Origin of the sequence: Vibrio toranzoniae (genome assembly GCF_024347655.1) — a bacterium.
Lineage (GTDB): Bacteria > Pseudomonadota > Gammaproteobacteria > Enterobacterales > Vibrionaceae > Vibrio > Vibrio toranzoniae.
The window spans coordinates 1,282,824-1,305,246 of sequence record NZ_AP025514.1 but is presented as its reverse complement, the minus strand read 5'-3'; the positions used below and the strand labels follow the sequence as shown (position 1 = coordinate 1,305,246).

Here is a 22,423-nt window from a genome sequence, read left to right as displayed (position 1 = left end):
CTTAAGTTCTTAAGTTCTTAAGTTCTTGACTTAACTTATTTCCAATAATGATCACTAAAGCGCCACATAGGCACTTTAATTATTTGAACACAATTTAATCACTTCATCATATTGACTCAGAGTACGTTCTTTCAGTACCATCCCACCATCATTTCAAAAGAGAATAGCGCCATAATGAAGTACTAACATCCTGACATCCGATTTATTTTTATAAAAAATCATTTGGACACTCGGGGTTAGTGGGCGTTACTTCGTCATCTATTTTCGCAACAAATCAAGTTCTTAAAGTTTCGTCTTTTGACAACATGAATCTTGCAGAACTGCACCTCAAAGACAGAAATTACCTCAGCACAGCTTTTCTATCTTTGATTAGTCATCTACCTAAGTAACGTCTTTGGCGATCTATTTTTAGAGCCCTATGTGGAGTCTATGTAAAAAAGCGCCTCACCCCTTTTACTCGTTTACACGTAAAGGGAGGTATTCTTATGCCTACTATATTAGCCAATAATCTCTCATTTCAGCTCGATACTGGTGAGTGGTTATTCAAAGACATCACCTTTAATCTGAACACGCTCCTGACAGGCCTAGTTGGAAGAAATGGGGCTGGAAAGTCACTGCTACTTTCGTTACTCACCGGGCAAACACAACCGACATCAGGCAGTGTTTCTAGGCAAGGCTCGATCGGCTTTTACTCGCAATTACCTTCAGATCTTTTAGATAGCGAAATCAACATTGCTGACTTCTTAGGTATCACTGAAAAGCTCAATGCCTTGCAAGCCATCGAGCAAGGTAGTTGCGAACTTGAGCACTTCAATACCGTTGGTGACGATTGGGATTTGCAAGAAAGCACTCAACAGCTTTTAGCTACATTGAAAATAACCTGTGAGTTAACCACACCGTGCAACATATTAAGTGGTGGCCAACTTGCCCTCTTGCAACTTCATCTCTTATTTACATCGAATCACGACATATTAATTCTCGATGAACCTTCCAACCATTTAGATGGCGACGGGCGAAATTGGTTACTAAAGCAGTGCCAACAATTTGAAGGAAAAGTACTTGTAGTCAGTCACGACCGAAGCTTATTGAGACACATGGAAGGAATCTACCATCTCAACAGTTTGGGATTACGTTTCTACAAAGGAAACTACGATGATTACTTCAAACAAATGTCGAGCCAAAGTGAAGCATTGGACAAGCAGATTGCGCATCACCAATCTGAAAAGAAACGACTGGAACGCCAAGCTCAGGCCACTAAGGAAAAAGCGCAGCAACGTGAGTCCCAAGGTAATCGACTCAGAAAATCAGGCAGCCAACCCAAGATATTATTGGATGCGATGAAAGACAAAGCAGGACGAACCCAGGGAGCATCAGCCACTAGCCAAAAGAACTTAAAGGATCAAAACCAAAATAAGCTTCAATCTCTAAAAGAACAAAAGGAGCAACTGAAACCGCAGGCCTTGTATCTGCAACAGGGCAATAACAGTAAAAAGAACGCGCTATTAACCGTTGAAGGTTGCCACCTGAGTTTTGGTTCTGGTGCTCCTATCACGTTCTCTATGTCGCAAGGTGAACGGTGTTATCTAACCGGCGCAAACGGCTGTGGGAAGTCGACGCTGTTAAAGGCCATTCATGGGCAACACTCGAACTATACAGGCTCCATTAAACGCTTAGGAACCACAGTATACTTGGATCAACACTTTGGACTGTTGGACACCAACGACACCATGTTCGATAGCCTGATGACACATAGCTGTGGCATGACAGAGAGTGAGGCACGAACCTTGTTAGCTGGCATTGGATTTAGGCGAGACTCCGTCTACCGCAAAGTAGCTCACCTAAGTGGTGGAGAGAAAATGAAACTGGCGATGTTGATTGTCAGCCATAAGCAAGATTCGCCATTACTGCTGCTCGATGAGCCAGACAATCACTTGGACATCGACTCAAAGCAAATACTGGCGTCGGCTTTACGTGAATACCAAGGCGCGTTTATCCTAGTCAGTCATGATGCTGATTTTGTTGAGGAGGTCGGCGTAAGTCAGAATCACATACAGCTTTAAGCTTCGTCAATTCGTTCACTGAGCTTAGTTAGGCGAGCATCGTTCCGGTGCTCGCCTTTCTCACTTGAGACAAGTACACTACGCGCCTCGAACATCTACTCATAAGGCTAAGGTTTGCATACTCTAGAACAATTAAAATCAGGGCAACTAAAAGGAACTAAGCGCTTAAAACTGTCAGAAGATCTCATCGAGTTCCCACTAGAGATCTTGGAACTTGCCGATTCGCTAGAGATTCTGGATCTTTCAGGGAATCAGTTATCGGATCTCCCACAAGAGTTAACACAGCTGACCAACTTGCGTATTATCTTTGCGTCGAATAACCTATTTACGCACCTTCCTGATGTTCTTGGTTCCCTTCCTAAGCTTGAAATGGTTGGCTTTAAGACCAACCAAATCAAAACCGTGAGTGAAGAGTCTCTACCCGCTCAATTACGCTGGTTAATTCTGACGGATAATGCAATCGAAGTTCTGCCTAACTCACTAGGTGAAAGACCACGACTGCAAAAGCTGGCACTCGCAGGCAACCAACTTCGCGCTTTACCTGAGAGTATGGAAAAGCTATCCAACCTCGAATTGGTTCGCCTGTCTGCAAACCAACTGACTGAATTCCCAGAGTTCCTTATTAAGCTACCAAAGCTGGCTTGGTTAGCCTTTGCGGGCAACCCATTTTGTAAACACCCTAGCAGCTTAGATAGCGTGCCAGCTGTGAGTTCTCAATGTTACTCATTGAATCAAGTGCTGGGCCAAGGCGCTTCAGGCGTGATTTCTCACGCAAACTGGTTAAACAGTGATTTTGATTTCCCTCAGGAAGTGGCGGTTAAAGTTTTTAAAGGCGAAGTGACAAGTGACGGCTACCCACATGATGAACTGGAAGCGTGTCTACAAGCAGGTCACCATAGCAACCTAGTGAAGTCTATCGCTCAAGTCGACGAGTCAGACTACCTAGCGTTGGTGATGGAGCTTATCCCAAGCAGCTATTACAACCTAGGCTTGCCCCCTACTCTTGAAAGTTGTACTCGCGATACGTTCAACGAAGGTTTCGAACTCCCGATCGCGCAAATCGACAACATCGTAACCCAGATGGTTGATGTATTTAATCACCTGCATGATAACAAGGTTTGCCACGGTGACTTGTATGCGCACAACACCTTAGTCAATGAACAAGGCCAAATGATCTTTGGTGATTTTGGAGCAGCAACTATCTACGGCTACCTGACTGAAGAGCAGCAACAAGGTATTCGACGCATCGAAGCTCGCGCTCTAAATTACTTTATTGAAGACCTACTGACGGTTTGTGCAGCAAGCGATATCAATTCAGAGCTGTATAAGAAACTCAAAAACTATCACGCATAAGTGCTACTAAGCTTAAGCGCTCAATTAAGTTTCGATAGAAATGAAAAAGCTAACGTTTGTCGTTAGCTTTTTTTTTAACATATTGATGAACCCAATAAGACTTAAGCTACTAACTCATAAGAGACAACATAAAGCTCAGAGATCCCAGGGTAGATGTCTTGAATCACACCCTTCAGAACGTCTAACGTCATGTTCTCTTGTTGAGCATGGAACTCACCCAGTTCATCAAACAAGATTGGCTCAACGCTGATGATCTTAAGATTACAGAACACACGTCCTTGCTCTAGCGTTGATACTTCCACAACGCTACCTGGCTGGTAATCGCGCTCAGATTCATCACGAATAGTAATCGTCTTTTTGCCTGAAAGGATATCGGTTTCAAAACGTTCGAAGAACGTCATAGTGGTAGGTGCGGTCATTTATCTCTATCGCTTAACATTTAAAGGTTAGGTAGATGTTTATATACCAGAATGCTTGTTCAAGCGAACAAAAATTAGATGCGAGATGCGAGATGCGAGATGCGAGATGCGAGATGCGAGAGAATATGGCAGAGCTAAATAGCAGGCAATAAAAAAGGAGAACCGAAGTTCTCCTTTTCTTAAACCTTTAAGCTAACTCTAAATTATAGAGATGCTTTCGCTTTTTCAACTAGAACAGCAAATGCTGCTTTGTCGAATACTGCGATGTCGGCAAGAATCTTACGATCGATCTCGATAGATGCTTTCTTAAGACCGTTGATGAAACGGCTGTAAGATAGACCATTTTGACGAGATGCCGCGTTGATACGTGCAATCCAAAGTTGACGGAATTGACGTTTCTTGTTGCGACGGTCACGGTAAGCGTATTGACCAGCTTTGGTAACTGCTTGGAAAGCTACGCGGTAAACACGTGAACGTGCTCCGTAGTAACCTTTAGCTTGTTTTAGAACTTTCTTATGACGTGCACGAGCTTGTACACCACGTTTTACGCGAGGCATTATGCTTCTCCTAAACTAAACGAATTTATAAACTAAAAAGAATTAAGCGTATGGCATCATACGTAGAACTTGAGCAACTTCACATTTAGGAAGAACCGAGTTCGGACGTAGCTGACGCTTGTTCTTAGTAGTACGCTTAGTCAGGATGTGACGTTTACCAGCGTGCTTAAACTTAATACCACCAGCAGTTTTCTGGAAACGCTTAGCAGCACCTTTGTTGGTTTTCATCTTAGGCATGATGAATAACTCCGCATTGTTGAGTTGTTAATAACATAGTAATTAGGGCGAATAAAACCCCGCAACCTGAGGCTGCAGGGTTTAATTACTTGCAAAGCCGTTAATTACTTCTTTTTAGGGGCCAACACCATGATCATCTGGCGACCTTCAATTCTCGTTGGGAAAGATTCGACAACTGCAAATTCTTCAGTATCTACTTTCAAACGATTAAGAACGTCAACACCGATTTCTTGGTGAGCCATTTCGCGGCCACGGAAGCGAATTGTTACCTTCACTTTGTTGCCGTCTTCTAGGAAACCAGTCAGGTTGCGTAGTTTTACCTGATAGTCTCCAATATCAGTTCCAGGTCGGAATTTAATTTCCTTGATCTGAACCTGCTTTTGCTTTTTCTTCTGCTCTTTCGCAGCTTTGCTCTTCTCGAAGAGGAACTTACCGTAGTCCATCACACGACAAACTGGCGGCTCGGCGTTAGGGCTAATCTCCACAAGATCCATACCAGCTTCATTTGCAGCTTCCATCGCTTCTGCGATTGTTACTACACCAACAGCTTCGCCGTCTGCGCCAGTTAGACGCACTTCACGAACGCCACGAATGTCACCGTTTAAACGGTGCTGGTTTTGTTTGGCCGGTTGTTGGCCACGTCTTCCGCCTTTAATAGCTATTCCTCCAGATTGAGCTTACGGCTTGAAACTTCGGCTTGGATGTATGAAATAAAGTCATCCACTTTAAACTTGCCAAGGTCCTTACCTTTACGTGTACGTACTGCAATTTCGCCGGCTTCCATTTCTTGGTCACCACACACAAGCATGAACGGTACACGTTTCAAAGTATGTTCGCGGATTTTAAAGCCAATCTTCTCATTTCTCAAGTCTGCTTTGACTCTAAATCCACTTTTTTGCAGTTTTTTCGTAATTTCTTGTACATATTCAGACTGTTTGTCTGTAATGCCCATTACAACTGCTTGTTCTGGCGCCAACCACGTAGGGAAGAAGCCAGCGTATTCTTCAATAAGAATACCAATGAAGCGTTCTAGTGAACCTAAAATCGCGCGGTGGATCATAACTGGCGTGTGACGCTCGTTATCTTCACCTACGTAAGTAGCACCTAAACGTTCTGGTAATGCAAAATCGAGCTGCACTGTACCACATTGCCATGCACGGTCCAAACAATCATGCAAAGTAAATTCAATCTTAGGTCCGTAGAACGCACCCTCGCCTTCTTGAATCTCGTATGCAATCTCCATTGACTCTAGCGCTTGCTTAAGATCAGCCTCTGCACGGTCCCACATTTCGTCTGAACCGACACGCTGTTCTGGACGAGTAGATAGCTTAACAACAATGTTTTCGAAACCGAAAGTTGTATAAGTATCGTAAACCATTTCAATACAAGCTTTAACTTCTTGTTGGACTTGGTCTTCAGTACAGAATACGTGAGCATCATCTTGAGTGAAGCCACGAACACGCATGATGCCATGAAGTGCGCCAGACGGCTCGTTACGGTGACATGAGCCGAACTCAGCCATACGTAGCGGTAGATCACGGTAAGATTTCAAACCTTGGTTGAAGATTTGAACGTGACCAGGACAGTTCATTGGCTTAATAGCGTATTCACGGTTCTCTGAAGAAGTTGTGAACATCGCGTCGGCGTACTTATCCCAGTGACCAGAGCGTTCCCAAAGAACACGGTCCATCATTAATGGGCCTTTTACTTCTTGGTAATCATACTCAGTCAGTTTCTGACGAATAAATACTTCTAGCTCACGGAAGATAGTCCAACCGTTGTGATGCCAAAACACCATGCCTGGTGCTTCTTGCTGCATGTGGAATAGGTCAAGCGCTTTACCGATTTTACGGTGGTCACGTTTAGCCGCTTCTTCTAGGCGCACAAGGTGAGCTTTAAGTGCCTTCTTGTCTTGGAATGCAGTGCCGTAGATACGTTGAAGCATCTTGTTATCACTGTTACCACGCCAGTATGCACCTGCTACATTAAGTAGCGTGAAATGCTGGCAGAAGCTCATGTTAGGTACGTGTGGGCCACGACACATATCGATGTATTCTTCGTGATGGTACAGGCCAGGACGGTCGTCTTTAGAAACGTTCTCGTCCAAGATTTCAATTTTGTAAGTCTCGCCGCGAGCTTCGAATGCGTCACGCGCTTCCTGCCAGCTAACTTTCTTCTTAACAACCTGATACTTGGTCTTCGCTAGCTCTTTCATACGCTTTTCAATCTTTTCTAGATCTTCTTGCGTTAGAGAGTGCTCAAGATCGATATCGTAGTAAAAACCGTTATCGATAGTAGGACCGATCGCCATTTTCGCTTCTGGAAAAAGCTGCTTAATCGCGTGACCTAAAAGGTGAGCACAAGAGTGACGAACGATTTCAAGGCCATCGACTTCATCTTTAGCTGTGATGATTTCTAGGCTTGCATCATTTTCGATAAGATCACAAGCATCGACACGCTCGCCGTCTACACGACCAGCAATGGTTGCTTTAGCAAGACCAGGACCGATTGATAGGGCAACATCTAGAGTTGATACAGGGTTGTCAAATTGACGCTGACTACCGTCAGGAAGAGTAATAATTGGCATTATTTGTCCTTTACAGTGGTGTTGCACACCAAGCAACACATGAAAATGTTTAATATATGTTTTTCAATCAACGAGTATGTTGATCGTAGATATATGCATAATAAAGATACCCACATAGAAGCAAATACAGATGCCCCATTTGTACGTATCCGAGCATTTTAACGAAATAATATGAAATGACAATGATGGAGGGAATCTCCCGACTCTCCTATTGACGTCGTTATGCCAAAAAGTGACTTCCCATTCCTTGAACCACCTTTCGAATCGAACTGTTTTAACTTACCTATTTCGACTCAACTCTTACAAATTAGTCATTTAGAACTAAGCTCTATAAAGCAACTAGATACAGATGAGGCGCATATGGAGAAGCTAGCTACTTTTATATCACTCACACCTCGTTTACTGTTAACAATAGCCATAGCAGTTACTGCACCAGCAACGGTATGGGCCAACAAGGATTACGGCCCCTTAATCAGTTATACCCAAGCACCATTGCAGTCCGTGCGCCTCACTCCAACACTTCGTTCTGGCTTCCCACTCGAAGAGAATAAGGTTGAAGTGTTTACTGCCTTAACTGCCGCGAGCATCTGGGCCCACTCCCCCGACTATCACTTCGACTATTATCAAAACCAACTTCAGACAGGACTGCGGTGGCAATTAACCACAAGGTGGCAAGTAGAATTAAATTACCGTTGGCTTTATGCAGCCAATAATCACCTCGACAAAATCACCATCAATTTTCATGACCTATTTAACATCGACCAAGCAGGGCGCGACCAAAAAGAGCGACACCAATTCGACATCTATGCACCAGCCCACGACATCAATATTCGTGACTTCTCCGGCGACACGCTAACCAACGCTTTCACTCTCTACACTCAATACCAAATCATAGACCTTGAAAACCACGGCTTATCCTTTGGTGTATCCCTATATCACAACAATGTCAGCCACGGCGCCTTCGAAGGAAGCAGCACCGAGCAAAGTGCACAATTCAACTATTCATACCAACTCGACATCAATACCTTTTATACAAGCTTAGGGTTTACCAATCAGTCCAGTCGAGAGGTCGAAAATAGTTTTTCACATAAAAAGAGAACATGGTCATGGATGGGCGGCTATCAGCTCACACTATTTGAAAAGCATGAGTTACACCTTGAATACCGATGGTATGAAGGCGCAGAAGACGGTGAAACTGAATTTTCAGAAGCCGCGAATGAAATGATGCTTGGATATCGCTATCTCATGCAACGTTCAGCTATCGAGATATCCATTATCGAAAACATCTTCAACATGGATAATTCCACCGATGTTGCTTTTCAATTAGCTTATCGTCACCAGTGGTAAACACATTTCAGGTCGAGACAGCAGCATCAAAAAAGCCGAACGAGTTCGTTCGGCTTAATATTGTTGGCGCTGTTGGCAACTACGCACTCATGATTCTTGAAACCGCATTGCGAATGTCTGAATCAGCGGCGTTAGCTGGCAAACTGAATGAGATGTATTGGTCGCCACGGAAGCTCATTGATCGGTCGACTTCTGCTAGGCAGTGAACCATTGAACCTTCAACGATGAATGACAGCTCGATCTCTTTGTTGTTCATGAAACCGCCGCTGCGAAATTCAATCTCTTGGTAACAGCCCGAACGAGAAGCAAAGCTGTTGCCTTGTAAGAAGCCCTTCTCTACGTCTGCTTTCACCATGGCCATACCCGATGCTTCCACGCCTTGGATGATTTTAGCGACTGTTGGCAGTGGATGAACGGAGATAAAATCACGGTCTTTAGGGTCAATCGCGAAGCCTATATCTAGGTTGGTTTCAACCCACACATGGCATTGGTTCATTTGTGCATTCAACACGGTGAGTGGCGTTTCATCATTTAACTTGAGGCGGAATGGGACCAGTTTGGTTTCACCCGGTTGAATAACGAAAGGCTCTACAGCTTGAATACGACTCAGAGTAAAGGTTTCGTAACTGGTGCTATCTTCCGTTTCGACTTTTACTTCTGTGTTAAGAACCAAGTTGATCCGGTCGATTTGTTGCTCAACGTCGCCACCAATGATGTGAACATTGCCAGACAACTCGCCACCTTGGAAAACGTCAATATTATCTAAGACGGTATCAACCTTTGCTGCACCGAGGCCCAACGAGGCCTTTAATTTCTTAAACATATTATTTCCTTTTTTAATCATTTGATTTTCTAATAATTATTGCGCGACAATTTGCGACACTTACCTCATAGAATCAAGTAATTTGCACTATCTATGTCGAGTAGCATCACATAGTCCAAGGAAATGTTGAAATCACTAAGAAATTCGCTACTCTATTTGTATAGTCAAATAAGGTTTCATTATGTCAAAAGCACCGCTCTACCTGCAAATAAAACAATTCATAGACGAGAAAATCACTAGTGGTTATTGGCCAGTTGGTTATCAGATCACCACCGAACTTGAACTCACAGAACAGTTTAATGTGAGTAGAATGACAGTTAATAAAGCCATTCGAGACCTCGTTTCTGAAGGGAAATTAGTCAGAAAACCAAGGCTGGGAACTTTTGTTTGTGAGCCGAATGAAAAAGCCCAATCTCCCTTGCTTGATATCAATAACATCGCGCAAGAGATCAAAGACCGAGGCCAAACGTATACAAGCAAAGTCATCAAACACGAAAGCAGCAAGGCCGATGAAAGCACCGCCACACGGTTAGGTGTAATGATTCACGAAGAAGTTTTTTATAGTGAAATCATACATTTTGCAGATGGAACACCAATTCAGCTAGAGGCTCGATGGGTTAACTCTCTAGCCGCACCGAAATACCTTGAACAAGATTTTTCGGCATCAACACCTAATGAATACCTTTCAAAAAGTTGCCCATTGAGTGCTATTGAGCATACTGTTGAAGCCATTATTCCAGACTCAAAAATTAGAGCTTCGCTCAAACTTCTAGAATCAGAACCTTGCCTTCTTTTGAATCGAAGAACATGGAGCAAAGAGCGTCTAATCAGCTTTGCATTGCTCTACCATCCTGGTTCTAAGTACAAATTAAGCTCCAAGATAATTCTAGATTAAAAGAACATCGCCCTGAACTCTGATCACATTTTTGCAACATAAACTTGATTCAAGTAAACGTTTAGATTATTTATTTGTATATACATTTAATGTTTAGCAAAGATCTAGGTGAGTATGAATTTAATCCTCAAAAACGCACGAGTGGTCTCCATGAGCTCGGGAACCGATGGTTATCAACCCTCTTTCCCTCAAGATATCGTTATCGAAAGCGGCAAGATAGTGTCCATCTCTTGTTCAAACCAAGGCGTACTTACTTCTGAGTTACAACAAGTCAGTGTTGATAGTTCTTTGGATTACGCCACCTATGACTGCAAAAATAAGTTAGTCACCCCAGGGCTAATTGATTGCCACACTCACCTGGTATTTGCGGGCAATCGTGCCAACGAGTTTGAACAACGTTTGAATGGTGTATCTTACACCGACATCGCTAAGCAAGGCGGCGGTATTCTAGCGACAGTCACTGCAACACGCGCAGCACAAGAGTCTGAACTGGTTGAAATGGCGCTACCTAGACTCGATGGCCTCCTAAGAAGTGGCGTAACCAGCATCGAAGTAAAATCGGGCTATGGTTTAACGCTTGATGATGAACTCAAAATGTTACGCGCAGCTAAAGCGTTAGAAAATCATCGCCGTATTAAGATCACCACTACTCTCCTTGCAGCACATGCTGTGCCGCCCGAATATAAAGAAAAACCGGATAGTTATATCGATCTGGTTTGCGAAGAGATCATTCCTAAAGCCGCAGAACAAGGGTTAGCCGATGCGGTTGATGTGTTCTGCGAATCTATCGGCTTCAATCTAGAACAAACCGAACGTGTCTTTGCAGCAGCCAAACAACATGGGCTAGCGATTAAAGGCCACACTGAACAACTTTCGAATATGGGAGGCAGTGCGCTTGCAGCAAAATACGGCGCACTCTCTGTTGACCATGTTGAGTACCTTGATGAAGCCGGAGTAAAAGCGCTAGCGGAATCAGGCACTGCTGCGACGTTACTACCTGGTGCTTTTTATTTCTTGAAAGAAACCCAACAGCCGCCCATTGCATTACTACGTAAACATAATATCCCTATGGCGATTGCTACCGACTTAAACCCCGGCACTTCCCCTTTTGCCGACCTAACACTAATGATGAACATGAGCTGTACGTTATTTGGTACAACGCCTGAAGAGGCACTGCGCGGTGTGACTTGCCATGCTGCCGCTGCCATTGGCGAATCGAAAAACAGAGGCAAAATTGAAGTGGGTTACGCTGCTGATTTAGCTATTTGGAATATCGAGCACCCTGCCGACCTTAGTTATCAAGTCGGTGTTCCTCACCTGCATAAACGCATTGTTAATGGCGAGGTATGTCATGACTCAATCTAAGTCTAACAACACCCAAGATAACGCAAGAACCGTACATAACTTTGAGTGGGCGGGACGTAATGATCTCGAAGATGGTGCAATGGGTACGCGTGTTCACCACATCACTAGCCAAATCCAAAATAGTGATTTAAGTAACGAACCGACTAAGAATACTATCGCCTTAGTTGGCTTTGCCAGCGATGCGGGCGTTGCAAGAAACAAAGGTCGAGTAGGCGCGAAACAAGCACCTAACCTGATTCGCCAAGCTCTGGCTAATATGGCTTGGCACAACGACACACACATTGCTGATCTTGGCGATGTTGAATGTAACGATGGTCAATTAGAAGTCAGCCAAAAACAGTGCGCTTCTGTGATTGCCAATGCTCTATCAACTAACAAAGTGATTACCCTTGGCGGTGGTCACGAAGTGGCTTGGGCGTCTTTCCAAGGCCTCGCTGAGCATTTACATCAAACGGAACAACGACATAAAGCGGAGCACATTCATAAAGATCAGTTAGTAAACAAACCTAAGGTTGGCATCGTTAACTTTGATGCTCACTTTGATCTTCGTGAATTCGAAAGCGACATCGCCGACGTTAAGCCCAGCTCAGGTACGCCTTTTAACCAGATCAGTGATTACTGCCACATGCATCAATGGCCGTTTCATTACGCTTGTCTTGGCGTTAGTGCAGCCAGTAATACCAAAGCGCTGTTCAACAAAGCTGACCAATTGGGCGTTTGGTATGAACACGACCGCAACATGACCCAAGTGAATCAAACCGCTCAACTGGTTAAGTTACAAAAATTCATCGCTGAGTGTGATTATCTTTATCTCACTATCGATCTTGATGTATTTCCAGCTGCAACAGCACCGGGCGTGAGCGCACCCGCAGCCAGAGGCGTGAGCTATGAAGCGCTCGCGCCTTTCCTAGAACAGATTTTCAAACACCCTGAGAAACTCATTATCGCGGACATTGCGGAATACAACCCAAACTACGACGTCGACGGCCACACGGCTCGATTGGCGGCTCGTTTGTGTTGGGATATCGCCAATGCAATGGCCAACAACTAATTAAGCTATACCGACAGCTATATAACGTGAAACATAAGGAATTCCAGAATGACGGAACACAACAATGACTCTCGTCTCGACACGACTCGCGAAATTCGCGCACCGCATGGTACGGCTTTACGTGCTAAATCTTGGTTAACAGAAGCACCACTACGTATGTTGATGAACAACCTAGATCCAGATGTGGCAGAACACCCACATGCTCTGGTTGTGTACGGTGGTATTGGCCGTGCAGCTCGTGATTGGAAATGTTATGACAAGATTGTCGAAGTATTAGAACGTCTAGAAGATGACCAAACTCTACTTGTTCAGTCAGGGAAACCTGTAGGTGTATTCCCGACTCATAAAAATGCACCTCGCGTACTGATTGCCAACTCCAACCTTGTTCCACATTGGGCAAACTGGGAACACTTCAACGAGCTCGATAAAGAAGGCTTGATGATGTATGGACAAATGACAGCAGGTAGCTGGATCTACATTGGCTCACAAGGCATTGTTCAAGGTACTTATGAAACGTTTGTTGCTATCGCGAAAAAGCATTTCCAAGGCGAAGCAAATGGTAAGTGGGTTCTAACGGGCGGTCTTGGCGGAATGGGTGGTGCTCAACCTCTTGCTGCGACAATGGCTGGTTTCTCAATGATTGCGGTTGAGTGTGATGAATCTCGAATCGATTACCGTCTACGCACTGGCTATGTTGACAAGAAAGCCACCAGCTTAGATGAAGCAATGGCTATGATTAAAGAGTCAGACACGCCTATTTCTGTTGGTCTATTAGGTAACGCTGCTGACGTATTCCCGGAGTTAGTAGAACGTAACATCACACCTGACGTAGTGACCGACCAAACCTCTGCCCACGATCCACTGAACGGCTACTTGCCTCAAGGTTGGACGATGGAGAAAGCCGCACAAGAACGCTTGATTGATGAAGCAAAAGTCGTGAAGGCAGCTAAACAATCCATGGCTGTTCAAGTACAAGCAATGCTGGACCTTCAGTACCGCGGTGCTGCGACCGTAGATTACGGCAACAATATTCGCCAAATGGCACTGGAAGAAGGTGTCGAGAATGCATTTGATTTCCCAGGCTTCGTTCCTGCGTATATTCGTCCTCTGTTCTGTGAAGGCATCGGCCCATTCCGTTGGGCCGCCCTTTCTGGCGACCCTGAAGACATCTACAAAACAGACCAAAAAGTAAAAGAACTGATCCCAGATAACCCACATCTGCACAACTGGCTAGATATGGCACGTGAACGCATCCAATTCCAGGGTCTGCCAGCTCGTATCTGTTGGGTTGGCTTAAAAGATCGTGAACGTTTGGGTCAAGCATTCAATGAAATGGTTAAAAATGGCGAACTGAAAGCACCGGTTGTTATCGGTCGTGACCACCTAGACTCAGGTTCAGTCGCGAGTCCTAACCGTGAAACAGAAGGCATGATGGATGGATCAGACGCTGTATCAGATTGGCCTCTGCTAAATGCTCTGCTAAATACAGCAGGCGGCGCAACTTGGGTTTCTCTGCACCATGGTGGTGGCGTGGGAATGGGCTTCTCACAACATTCGGGTATGGTGATTTGTTGTGACGGCAGTGAAGATGCATCGCAACGTATTGCTCGTGTACTTCACAATGATCCGGCAACCGGTGTTATGCGTCATGCAGATGCAGGCTACGATATAGCCAAACAATGTGCTAAAGAACAAAAGCTTGATTTACCTATGCTTAACGACGAACTGCGTCATCTTTAATGTCTGGAGAAAACATGTTGAATTTATTAATTAAACCAGGACAGCTCGGCCTACCTGAACTTCGCAAAGTGAGTCGCAGCCCTGTGAGCTTGTCACTCGATCCCGCAGCAATTCCTGACATTGAAGCAAGTACACGCGTTGTAGAGCAAGTGATTGCGGAAGATCGCACTGTATATGGCATCAATACAGGCTTTGGCTTATTGGCAAACACCAAAATTGCGCCTGAAGATCTGGAAGTTCTACAAAAAAGCATCGTACTTTCTCATGCGGCTGGCATAGGCAAATTCATGTCTGATGAAACCGTGCGTTTAATGATGGTACTAAAAATTAACAGCTTGTCTCGTGGTTATTCAGGTATTCGACTGAAGGTAATTAATGCTCTAATCGATCTAGTGAATGCACAAGTGTATCCTTGTGTCCCACAAAAAGGCTCAGTAGGTGCCTCTGGTGACCTTGCTCCCCTAGCGCACATGAGTACAGTGCTATTGGGTGAAGGCCAAGCACGACACAACGGCAAGATAGTCACCGGCTTAGAAGCAATGAAAATCGCAGGTCTAGAACCAATAACACTAGCACCTAAAGAAGGTTTAGCTCTGTTAAATGGTACTCAAGCGTCCACAGCATTCGCATTAGAAGGCCTATTCGCCGCGGAAGATTTGTTCGCGTCGGCAACGGTATGTGGTGCTATGTCTGTTGAAGCCGCACTGGGTAGCCGTCGTCCGTTTGACCCTAGAGTCCATCGTGTTCGTGGCCACCGTGGCCAAATGGATGCAGCTCTGGCTTACCGTCATATGCTTGATCAAAATAGCGAGATTGGCGAGTCACATACTAGCTGTGAAAAAGTTCAAGACCCGTACTCACTACGCTGTCAGCCCCAAGTTATGGGGGCATGTTTACAACAAATCCGTAATTCTGCGGAAACCCTAAATGTTGAAGCGAACTCTGTATCCGATAATCCACTGGTTTTTGCTGAAGATGGCGACATTATTTCAGGCGGCAACTTCCATGCAGAACCAGTCGCAATGGCTGCAGATAATCTTGCTCTTGCGATTGCAGAGATAGGTAGCCTTTCAGAGCGAAGAATGGCACTGCTTATCGATAGCGCATTAAGTAAACTGCCACCTTTCTTAGTTGATAATGGTGGTGTGAACTCAGGTTTCATGATTGCTCAAGTGACCTCTGCTGCGCTGGCAAGTGAAAACAAAACACTTGCACACCCAGCTTCAATCGACAGCTTACCGACTTCGGCAAACCAAGAAGATCACGTATCAATGGCAACATTTGCGGGACGTCGTCTTCGATACATGGCTGAAAACACACGTGGCATATTGGCTGTCGAATATTTGGCCGCAGCACAAGGTCTAGACTTCAGAGCGCCGAACCTATCATCACCGCGTGTAGAAGAAGCGAAACAAATCCTTCGTGAAAAAGTCAGCTTCTATGACAAAGACCGCTACTTCTCACCAGATATTGAACAAGCAAACCTATTATTAAAGTTGTCAGCACACAACCACCTAATGCCTGAAAGTATTCTGTGTAGCTTCTAGATGCTATTGAAAACTCAATAACACGTCACATATACAAGGGCTATTAATTAGCCCTTGTTGCATTGAACCCAAGCCCTTATTCACCTCAAACCCCCTCAAAATCGTCACATACCATCCAACATATTCATCTAATCCATTGATATTTATACAAAGTTAACTGGATAGACCATTAAAGAGAAGTTAGTTAGCTATAATCCACACCAGATTTGATGACTAATAGCGATACTATGTTTCTGACACCTTACTTTTCTACTGAAGACAATGAATTTCAATTCACTCGTGAACAAGCTAGCCACTTTGCAAAAAAAGTAGCTGCTGACTTCAACCCAATTCACGATGAAGACAATAAACGCTTTTGCGTACCTGGTGATCTTTTGTTTGCAGTACTTCTGCAAAAAGAAGGCATTAGCCAAAAAATGCGTTTTGATTTTTCAGGCATGGTTGGTAATGGTATTGCGCTAAGCGTTGACAAAAAATGTGAAAGAGAAAGCTCATTAGTTGACGAAAAAGGCAAAGAATACCTCCACATGTCATGTGAAGGTGAAAAGAGTCACGATCAAGCATTCATCGAGCACGTGGTAACAAACTACGTTAAGTTTTCAGGCATGAACTTCCCGCACATCATGGTGCCTCTAATGGAAGAACAGCAAATGATGATCAACTGCCAGCGCCCTCTTGTGATTTACGAGAGCATGGAAGTTGAATTTACTCGCCTAGACCTAACCAACCCAGAAGTTGAGTTTTCTGGTGCAACTTTTAATGTTGAAGGCAAACGAGGTATCGTGACGCTGAACTTTGATTTTAAAGAAGACGGTGAAGTAGTAGGTAAAGGCGTAAAACGCATGGTAGCAAGTGGCCTTAAGCCATACGACCAAGCTTCTGTAGACGACCTAGTAAACCGCTTCAACGAGCGTAAAGAGATGTTTTTAGCTCAGTTCGCAGCTGCTGCTTAATGGACACTCTTATTTACACCACTTGATGTAAATAGCTCTAGAACAAGATCAGTAAAGCCCAGCTTGATATCCTCAAGCTGGGCTTTTTAGTTTTTTAACCATCAAGTTATCTTTTTCTGATTACCTTTTTAAACTCTAGTGGTGAAGGTGACTTTCGCACAATCAAACCACCGAAAAGAACGAGTAACCAATGCCAAGCCAGTGAACCACCACTACCACCACCTGAACTTTTTGCGTTCTGTGTTCCTTCAGACTTAGATACCTTGATCTCATCGGTATAAGCAAAGTTTTTGATCGTAACTCTGTCATCCCCGTAAGTGCCATACCAATCTTTCACATATTTAATCATAAGACTGTTGTTGGAATCCCTAACCATCGGCAGGTTCACTGAACCAGAAAGCTGACCTGATTCTTTATCGAATTCTTGACCGTTGATATAGAGCTCAAGGTAATCATGATCCAACTCAGACGATACCGTCACATCGAAAGAGACAGTCCCGGTCGGTATACCCTCTACAACCAACATTGTCGATTCGCTGCTACCTATTGATGGAGAGACGATTGTTGATCCTTCGGTACCCCACGCTTGTGTGCTGTAGACGCCACTGTTTGGTATGCTGACATAAGAGTTCACAGTATTCGTTACAGATCTCGCCCCTATAACAGAAGCCGTTGAAGTAACCGTGCCTACCAATAAATCAGTGTCAACATTAATACCAAACTCATGTTCACCGATTGAGTTTAGGTCGAAACTAACCACAACTTCACAGCTTTGCCCTGCAGTTAAAATGCTACATCCGTTGTCTGTTATAACAGTATCATTACCTGAAATTGGATAAACACGGTTTACTGCAATGTTTTGAGCAGATTTATTCGTGAATTCAAAGGTATGTGAAATAGGCGCCAATAATTTTGCACCAAGCATTTCAATTTGACGGTAACTAAGCCCTGATTGCTGCTCATCAATCCAATCATCAAAGTGGCTAATGTTAGTATAGACACCGTAAGCGTTAGCTTCTGCACATCCTTTACCCCAGCTCACAATACCCAGTTGTTCATACGTTCCATTGGTCGAAACAACAATTGGACCGCCACTGTCACCCTGACACGAATCATAACCACCATCACTGTAACCCGCACAGAACGCATCGCTACCAATAGAAGAGTAGCCACTGTAAGGAACAGTATTGCATTGGTACTGATTAACAAGGGGAACATTAACTTGATACAATTCACTCTTCGATGAATACCCATCGGATGCGTCCTGATCACCCCAGCCCATGACCGTTAGCATTTGACCATCATTCAGGTTACCGCGAACATAACCATCGACGAGATTAACCACAGACTCTGACGGCTTTTCTACTAGCTCAATAATAGCAATGTCACTGCCTATCGCTTCAGGGTTGTAATATTGATGTACATAAATATTATCAACGGCGTATCTATGTTGTGCAGCTTGAGATGAAGAAAGGTTTGATACGCCAATCACCACATCTAGATCTTCACGACCATTACCTTCCACACAGTGAGCAGCAGTTAATACATATCGCTCACCAATGAAGCTCGCACCACAAAACTGACCGTCATAAGCGTTCACGTTCCTTGAGACTAGCGCTGCCATAAATGGCCAATTACCTTGTGTGGCTTCTTTACCGTTTATAATTCGAGCTGAAACATCTGCCAACACCGACATTGAAGACAGACTCACGACACAGACACCTAGCGACAACCATTTCGCCTCAACAATTTTCATTACCTAGCCTTTATCCATTTTAATAATGGGGCGCAGACTATTTTATAAAAAATCAATATAAAACCTAAATCATATTAATTTGTGATATAGATCAACCAAGCGATAATAATTCTTATCTAATTACTTCATTGTATTTAAATCCAAATCAGATCCAGCGTCTAACCTTTTGTTTGTAATCAACATATTCCGCACCAAATAATTGCTCTAGTGCGCGCTCTTCCGGCTTGATCTGGAAATGATTCATGTAAATTACGAATACAAAACTTAATAAAACACTGAACAGGTTTTGGAAGAAATAGCCAAGGCAAAACAGTAGGATGAATAGCCCTAGATACATCGGGTTTCGCGTGTAACCAAAAATACCACTGTCCACGACTGCCGAGGCGGTTTCGACTTTGATCGGATTAACGGTGGTTTTCTGTTTTCGAAACTCCCATATACCAGATAATCCAACCACGCCACTCAGTGCAATTCCGATCCCCAGAACAATGACCTTATAAGGCAATACTATTGCCCCTACACTCAGGTGCTGAGCACTAAAATAAGACGCAACGAATACTAGTATAAATAGAGCAACCGGTGGGACTTTCAACTCTAGAAATCTCATAGCTTTCCTTATTAACAATTCCATTGTTAGTTTAGAAAAAAGCCCAGCAATTGCTGGGCTAAATGTATTAAAGAATTTTGGCTAGCGCCTGTAATGGGTGAGCAAGCTTCTCACCTTCAAAACGCTTCACTTGGCTTCGGCAGGAATACCCCGTCACTAAGCAACGCTCTTTCGGTAAGTCTTGCATCCTTGGCTTCCAACTTAGACTGAATATATCTTTCGACATCTGTAGCTTATCGACTTCATGCCCGAAGGTACCCGCCATACCACAGCAACCGACAGGAACACTGGTAAGTGCAGCGCCAAAGTGTTTAAAGATAGCGCCCCACTCTTTTTCAGCATTCGGCATTTTGGTTTTCTCAGTACAGTGGGCGAACAAGTACCACATTTCCTCACTTGTAGAACGCGCTTCAAAGTCACCGAGCGATGGCATTAACCACTCATGCACGGTGAGCACATCAAAGTCGCCACGCTTATCCGCTAAGATCTCGACGTATTCATCGCGGTAACAAAGTACCAGAGCCGGATCGACACCCACTAAAGGAATACCAATATCAGCGACCATCGACAAGAAATCAGACGTCGATTTCGCCTCACGTGCAAAACGACTTAAAAAGCCTTTGATGTGCAGTGCTTTACCATTTGGCTTGAATGGCAGTAAGACCGGAGTTTTGCCAAGCTTTTGAGCCAGAGTGACGAAGTCTTCAACCACCTCTGCATCATAGAAGCTAGTAAACGGGTCTTGGACGATCAATACATGCTGCTTCTTCTGTTCCGAAGAAAGACCTTCTAGATATTGAATATCGAACAGCTGCAGTTCTTTACTCGCCAGACGATTTTTCAGCGTAGGCACCGACATCAATGGTGCATCGACATAACCGACTGTTTTCGCCGTTGCAGATTGAACCCACTTTTGCCCCAATGCTGCGTTCACAACTTTCGGCGCTTTCGCCATCAGCGGCAGCATGGATTCAATGTTGGCAACTAAATAGTCTTTTGCTGGGCGCTGATAACGCGAGTAATAGATGTTTAAGAATCGAGAACGGAAGCTCGGCACATCGACTTTAATAGGACACTGGCTCGCACACGCTTTACATGCAAGACAACCATTCATCGCTTCGTGAACTTCATGCGAGAAATCGTACTCATGGCGTTTGTTCATCGTGTTACGAACACGCTCAACCATGGTTTTGAGCGGAGTATTGTCCTTCAGCGCTTCTTGCTCTAAATCAAGAATATCGACGCCTTGCTCCGTCAACTGACGCAACCATTCTCTCACGAGGCCTGCACGGCCTTTTGGTGAGTGACGACGGTCTGCCGTGACTTTCATCGAAGGGCACATTGGCGAGCTCGTATCGTAGTTAAAGCACAAGCCGTTGCCGTTACATTCCATCGCTTGCTTAAAGCTGTCACGGACTTGAACGTCTATCTGACGGTCATAGAAGCCACGCTTGGTATCGGTGACTTTCACCAATTCAGCGTCGCTTTCTAATGGCGTACAGATCTTGCCTGGGTTCATCTTGTTGTGCGGGTCGAACGCTGCTTTAACACGTCTTAATTCGGTAAACAGCTCTTCACCAAAGAAGTCAGGTCCATACTCAGAACGGAAACCTTTACCGTGCTCACCCCACATCAAGCCGCCGTATTTCGCCACCAGCTTAACCACTTCATCAGAGACTTCGTGCATTAATGCTTCTTGCATCGGGTCACACAAATCTAAAGCCGGACGAACGTGCAATACGCCCGCGTCAACGTGACCAAACATGCCGTAGTTCAACTCTTTGGAATCGAGTAACACTCTAAATTCAGAGATAAAATCCGCCAAGTTTTCCGGTGGTACACAGGTATCTTCAGCAAAAGCGACCGGCTTAGCTCGGCCTTTCGCCGCACCTAACAGACCCACCGCTTTCTTACGCATGTTGTAGATTCGGCCAATGCTCGCTAAGTCGCTGCACACTTGGAAGCCAATCACACCCGCTTCTTCGGTTTCTACCATGGTTTCAAGTTGTGCAGTCAACGCTTGAACTTGTTGTTCAACTTCCGCTTCATCTTGCCCAGCAAACTCAACCATGTTGATGCCAAGCATCTCTTTATTTGGCACATCCATAAGCAGGTCGCTCACGGTGTGCCAAACAATATCTTGCTTTGCAAGATTCAATACTCTTGAATCAACGGTTTCAACAGACAGTGCTTTCGCTTCAACCATGAACGGCGCATTACGCAACGCAGAGTCAAACGTGTTGTATTTTACGTTAACCAGTGTTCGAGCTTTTGGAATCTTGGTTAGGTTTAATTTTGCTTCCGTGATGAATGCTAAAGAACCTTCAGCGCCACATAGAACGCGAGTCAGGTCAAAGCTGTCATCTTGTTCGTTGATTGCATTCTTTAGATCATAGCCTGTTAAAAAGCGATTCAACGGGGGGAATTTATTTAGGATTTGAGCACGTTTTTCACGACAAACAGCCTCAGTCACCGCAAGTGCATGGTGAGCAAATTCACCCTCAACGGGTAAGCCGTGTGATAAATCAGATTCGAGACATGAACCATCTGCGAACACTGCTTGCAGCGACAACACATGATCAGAGGTTTTCCCGTACTTGAGTGACCCTTGACCAGAAGCATCGGTATTAACCATGCCACCTATAGTTGCTCGGTTACTGGTTGAAAGATCTGGAGAAAAAAAGTAACCGTAGGGACGCACAGCATCGTTCAGTTGGTCTTTAACGACGCCAGACTGAACTCTTACCCAGCCTTCGTTTTCGTTAATCTCAAGAACCTTATTCATATATCGTGATAGGTCAACCACCACGCCTTTTGTTAATGACTGTCCGTTGGTGCCAGTACCACCGCCACGAGGAGAAAAAGTCACTCGTTCGTAAGCGGATTTAGAGCCAACTTTGCCGATCAATGCAACGTCGTGCGTTGTCTTAGGAAGAATGACAGCCTGTGGCAATTGCTGATAGACACTGTTATCAGTCGCCACGGCCAAACGGCTAGAATATTGAGATTCAATGTCGCCAGTAAAGCCCACTGTTTTTAAATCATCTAAAAAGCGTACGACTACTGGGTCGACATCAGCATTGAGTTGAAGTCTTGGTAACATTTGCTTCCTGCCCCTACTTCGCT

Annotated in this window: 18 protein-coding genes; 9 read left to right on the top strand and 9 right to left on the bottom strand. The window is 44.5% G+C overall.

The window, feature by feature from the left end; translation table 11 throughout:
• Window positions 1-485 precede the first annotated feature (485 nt).
• A complete protein-coding gene (locus OCU50_RS05780; protein ID WP_060467540.1) occupies window positions 486-2,060 on the top strand; it encodes an ABC-F family ATP-binding cassette domain-containing protein in 1,575 nt (524 codons plus the stop codon).
• A gap of 114 nt (window positions 2,061-2,174) precedes the next feature.
• Window positions 2,175-3,413, top strand: coding sequence for a leucine-rich repeat-containing protein kinase family protein (locus OCU50_RS05775; protein WP_060467539.1), 1,239 nt, complete (start codon window positions 2,175-2,177; stop codon window positions 3,411-3,413).
• Between the two features lie 101 nt (window positions 3,414-3,514).
• Here OCU50_RS05775 and yqfB read toward each other — a convergent pair whose 3' ends face one another.
• From yqfB to thrS, 5 genes are all read right to left on the bottom strand, one after another.
• A complete protein-coding gene (gene yqfB / locus OCU50_RS05770; RefSeq protein ID WP_060467538.1) occupies window positions 3,515-3,832 on the bottom strand; it encodes a N(4)-acetylcytidine aminohydrolase in 318 nt (105 codons plus the stop codon).
• A gap of 203 nt (window positions 3,833-4,035) precedes the next feature.
• Window positions 4,036-4,389, bottom strand: a complete 354-nt coding sequence (gene rplT / locus OCU50_RS05765) for a 50S ribosomal protein L20 (protein WP_004733517.1) — start codon at window positions 4,387-4,389, stop codon at window positions 4,036-4,038.
• A 42-nt stretch (window positions 4,390-4,431) separates the two neighbouring features.
• Window positions 4,432-4,626, bottom strand: coding sequence for a 50S ribosomal protein L35 (rpmI, locus tag OCU50_RS05760; protein ID WP_060467537.1), 195 nt, complete (start codon window positions 4,624-4,626; stop codon window positions 4,432-4,434).
• Between the two features lie 104 nt (window positions 4,627-4,730).
• Window positions 4,731-5,201 carry a translation initiation factor IF-3 gene (gene infC / locus OCU50_RS05755; RefSeq protein WP_009846505.1) on the bottom strand — a complete coding sequence of 157 codons (471 nt, stop codon included), beginning with the start codon at window positions 5,199-5,201 and terminating at the stop codon, window positions 4,731-4,733.
• A gap of 83 nt (window positions 5,202-5,284) precedes the next feature.
• The gene (gene thrS, locus OCU50_RS05750) at window positions 5,285-7,213 is read right to left on the bottom strand and encodes a threonine--tRNA ligase (protein ID WP_017055194.1); all 1,929 of its coding nucleotides are present in this window, start codon (window positions 7,211-7,213) and stop codon (window positions 5,285-5,287) included.
• Between the two features lie 360 nt (window positions 7,214-7,573).
• Here thrS and OCU50_RS05745 point away from each other — a divergent pair, with 360 nt between their 5' ends.
• On the top strand, window positions 7,574-8,560 hold the full coding sequence (locus OCU50_RS05745) for a DUF3187 family protein (RefSeq protein WP_060467605.1): 987 nt from the start codon (window positions 7,574-7,576) through the stop codon (window positions 8,558-8,560).
• Window positions 8,561-8,639: 79 nt separating this feature from the next.
• Here OCU50_RS05745 and OCU50_RS05740 read toward each other — a convergent pair whose 3' ends face one another.
• Window positions 8,640-9,383, bottom strand: coding sequence for a sporulation protein (locus tag OCU50_RS05740; RefSeq protein ID WP_060467536.1), 744 nt, complete (start codon window positions 9,381-9,383; stop codon window positions 8,640-8,642).
• Between the two features lie 181 nt (window positions 9,384-9,564).
• On the opposite strand from OCU50_RS05740, the gene hutC reads away from it, so the two are divergent.
• From hutC to OCU50_RS05710, 6 genes are all read left to right on the top strand, one after another.
• Window positions 9,565-10,278 carry a histidine utilization repressor gene (gene hutC / locus OCU50_RS05735; protein WP_060467535.1) on the top strand — a complete coding sequence of 238 codons (714 nt, stop codon included), beginning with the start codon at window positions 9,565-9,567 and terminating at the stop codon, window positions 10,276-10,278.
• A 114-nt stretch (window positions 10,279-10,392) separates the two neighbouring features.
• Complete coding sequence (gene hutI / locus OCU50_RS05730; RefSeq protein WP_060467534.1) at window positions 10,393-11,643, top strand: imidazolonepropionase; 1,251 nt, start codon at window positions 10,393-10,395, stop codon at window positions 11,641-11,643.
• The gene (gene hutG / locus OCU50_RS05725) at window positions 11,630-12,694 is read left to right on the top strand and encodes a formimidoylglutamase (RefSeq protein WP_060467533.1); all 1,065 of its coding nucleotides are present in this window, start codon (window positions 11,630-11,632) and stop codon (window positions 12,692-12,694) included. Before hutI ends, hutG begins: the two co-directional genes overlap by 14 nt.
• A gap of 48 nt (window positions 12,695-12,742) precedes the next feature.
• Entirely contained in the window at window positions 12,743-14,434 is a 1,692-nt protein-coding gene (gene hutU, locus OCU50_RS05720; protein ID WP_060467532.1) for a urocanate hydratase, read from the top strand.
• 14 nt (window positions 14,435-14,448) lie between these two features.
• Complete coding sequence (gene hutH, locus OCU50_RS05715) at window positions 14,449-15,981, top strand: histidine ammonia-lyase (RefSeq protein WP_060467531.1); 1,533 nt, start codon at window positions 14,449-14,451, stop codon at window positions 15,979-15,981.
• Between the two features lie 227 nt (window positions 15,982-16,208).
• Window positions 16,209-16,934 carry a DUF3581 domain-containing protein gene (locus OCU50_RS05710; protein ID WP_060467604.1) on the top strand — a complete coding sequence of 242 codons (726 nt, stop codon included), beginning with the start codon at window positions 16,209-16,211 and terminating at the stop codon, window positions 16,932-16,934.
• Between the two features lie 106 nt (window positions 16,935-17,040).
• On the opposite strand, the gene OCU50_RS05705 is transcribed toward OCU50_RS05710, so the two are convergent.
• The 3 genes from OCU50_RS05705 to ydiJ form a co-directional block, all read right to left on the bottom strand.
• Window positions 17,041-18,684 (bottom strand): trypsin-like serine protease, encoded by a 1,644-nt coding sequence (locus OCU50_RS05705; protein ID WP_060467603.1) that lies wholly within the window; start codon window positions 18,682-18,684, stop codon window positions 17,041-17,043.
• A 151-nt stretch (window positions 18,685-18,835) separates the two neighbouring features.
• Window positions 18,836-19,297, bottom strand: a complete 462-nt coding sequence (locus OCU50_RS05700) for a methyltransferase family protein (protein WP_060467530.1) — start codon at window positions 19,295-19,297, stop codon at window positions 18,836-18,838.
• 67 nt (window positions 19,298-19,364) lie between these two features.
• Entirely contained in the window at window positions 19,365-22,400 is a 3,036-nt protein-coding gene (ydiJ, locus tag OCU50_RS05695; RefSeq protein WP_060467529.1) for a D-2-hydroxyglutarate dehydrogenase YdiJ, read from the bottom strand.
• Between the last annotated feature and the right edge of the window lie 23 nt (window positions 22,401-22,423).

Excerpts from the sequence above, each read along its gene's own strand:
- OCU50_RS05710 (WP_060467604.1), top strand. The coding sequence starts at position 16,209 with ATGTTTCTGACACCTTACTTTTCTACTGAAGACAATGAATTTCAATTC.
- hutH (WP_060467531.1), top strand. The coding sequence starts at position 14,449 with ATGTTGAATTTATTAATTAAACCAGGACAGCTCGGCCTACCTGAACTT.
- ydiJ (WP_060467529.1), bottom strand. The coding sequence starts at position 22,400 with ATGTTACCAAGACTTCAACTCAATGCTGATGTCGACCCAGTAGTCGTA.
- OCU50_RS05780 (WP_060467540.1), top strand. The coding sequence starts at position 486 with ATGCCTACTATATTAGCCAATAATCTCTCATTTCAGCTCGATACTGGT.
- OCU50_RS05745 (WP_060467605.1), top strand. The coding sequence starts at position 7,574 with ATGGAGAAGCTAGCTACTTTTATATCACTCACACCTCGTTTACTGTTA.
- OCU50_RS05740 (WP_060467536.1), bottom strand. The coding sequence starts at position 9,383 with ATGTTTAAGAAATTAAAGGCCTCGTTGGGCCTCGGTGCAGCAAAGGTT.
- OCU50_RS05700 (WP_060467530.1), bottom strand. The coding sequence starts at position 19,297 with ATGAGATTTCTAGAGTTGAAAGTCCCACCGGTTGCTCTATTTATACTA.
- thrS (WP_017055194.1), bottom strand. The coding sequence starts at position 7,213 with ATGCCAATTATTACTCTTCCTGACGGTAGTCAGCGTCAATTTGACAAC.
- yqfB (WP_060467538.1), bottom strand. The coding sequence starts at position 3,832 with ATGACCGCACCTACCACTATGACGTTCTTCGAACGTTTTGAAACCGAT.
- hutG (WP_060467533.1), top strand. The coding sequence starts at position 11,630 with ATGACTCAATCTAAGTCTAACAACACCCAAGATAACGCAAGAACCGTA.
- hutU (WP_060467532.1), top strand. The coding sequence starts at position 12,743 with ATGACGGAACACAACAATGACTCTCGTCTCGACACGACTCGCGAAATT.
- rpmI (WP_060467537.1), bottom strand. The coding sequence starts at position 4,626 with ATGCCTAAGATGAAAACCAACAAAGGTGCTGCTAAGCGTTTCCAGAAA.
- hutC (WP_060467535.1), top strand. The coding sequence starts at position 9,565 with ATGTCAAAAGCACCGCTCTACCTGCAAATAAAACAATTCATAGACGAG.
- hutI (WP_060467534.1), top strand. The coding sequence starts at position 10,393 with ATGAATTTAATCCTCAAAAACGCACGAGTGGTCTCCATGAGCTCGGGA.
- rplT (WP_004733517.1), bottom strand. The coding sequence starts at position 4,389 with ATGCCTCGCGTAAAACGTGGTGTACAAGCTCGTGCACGTCATAAGAAA.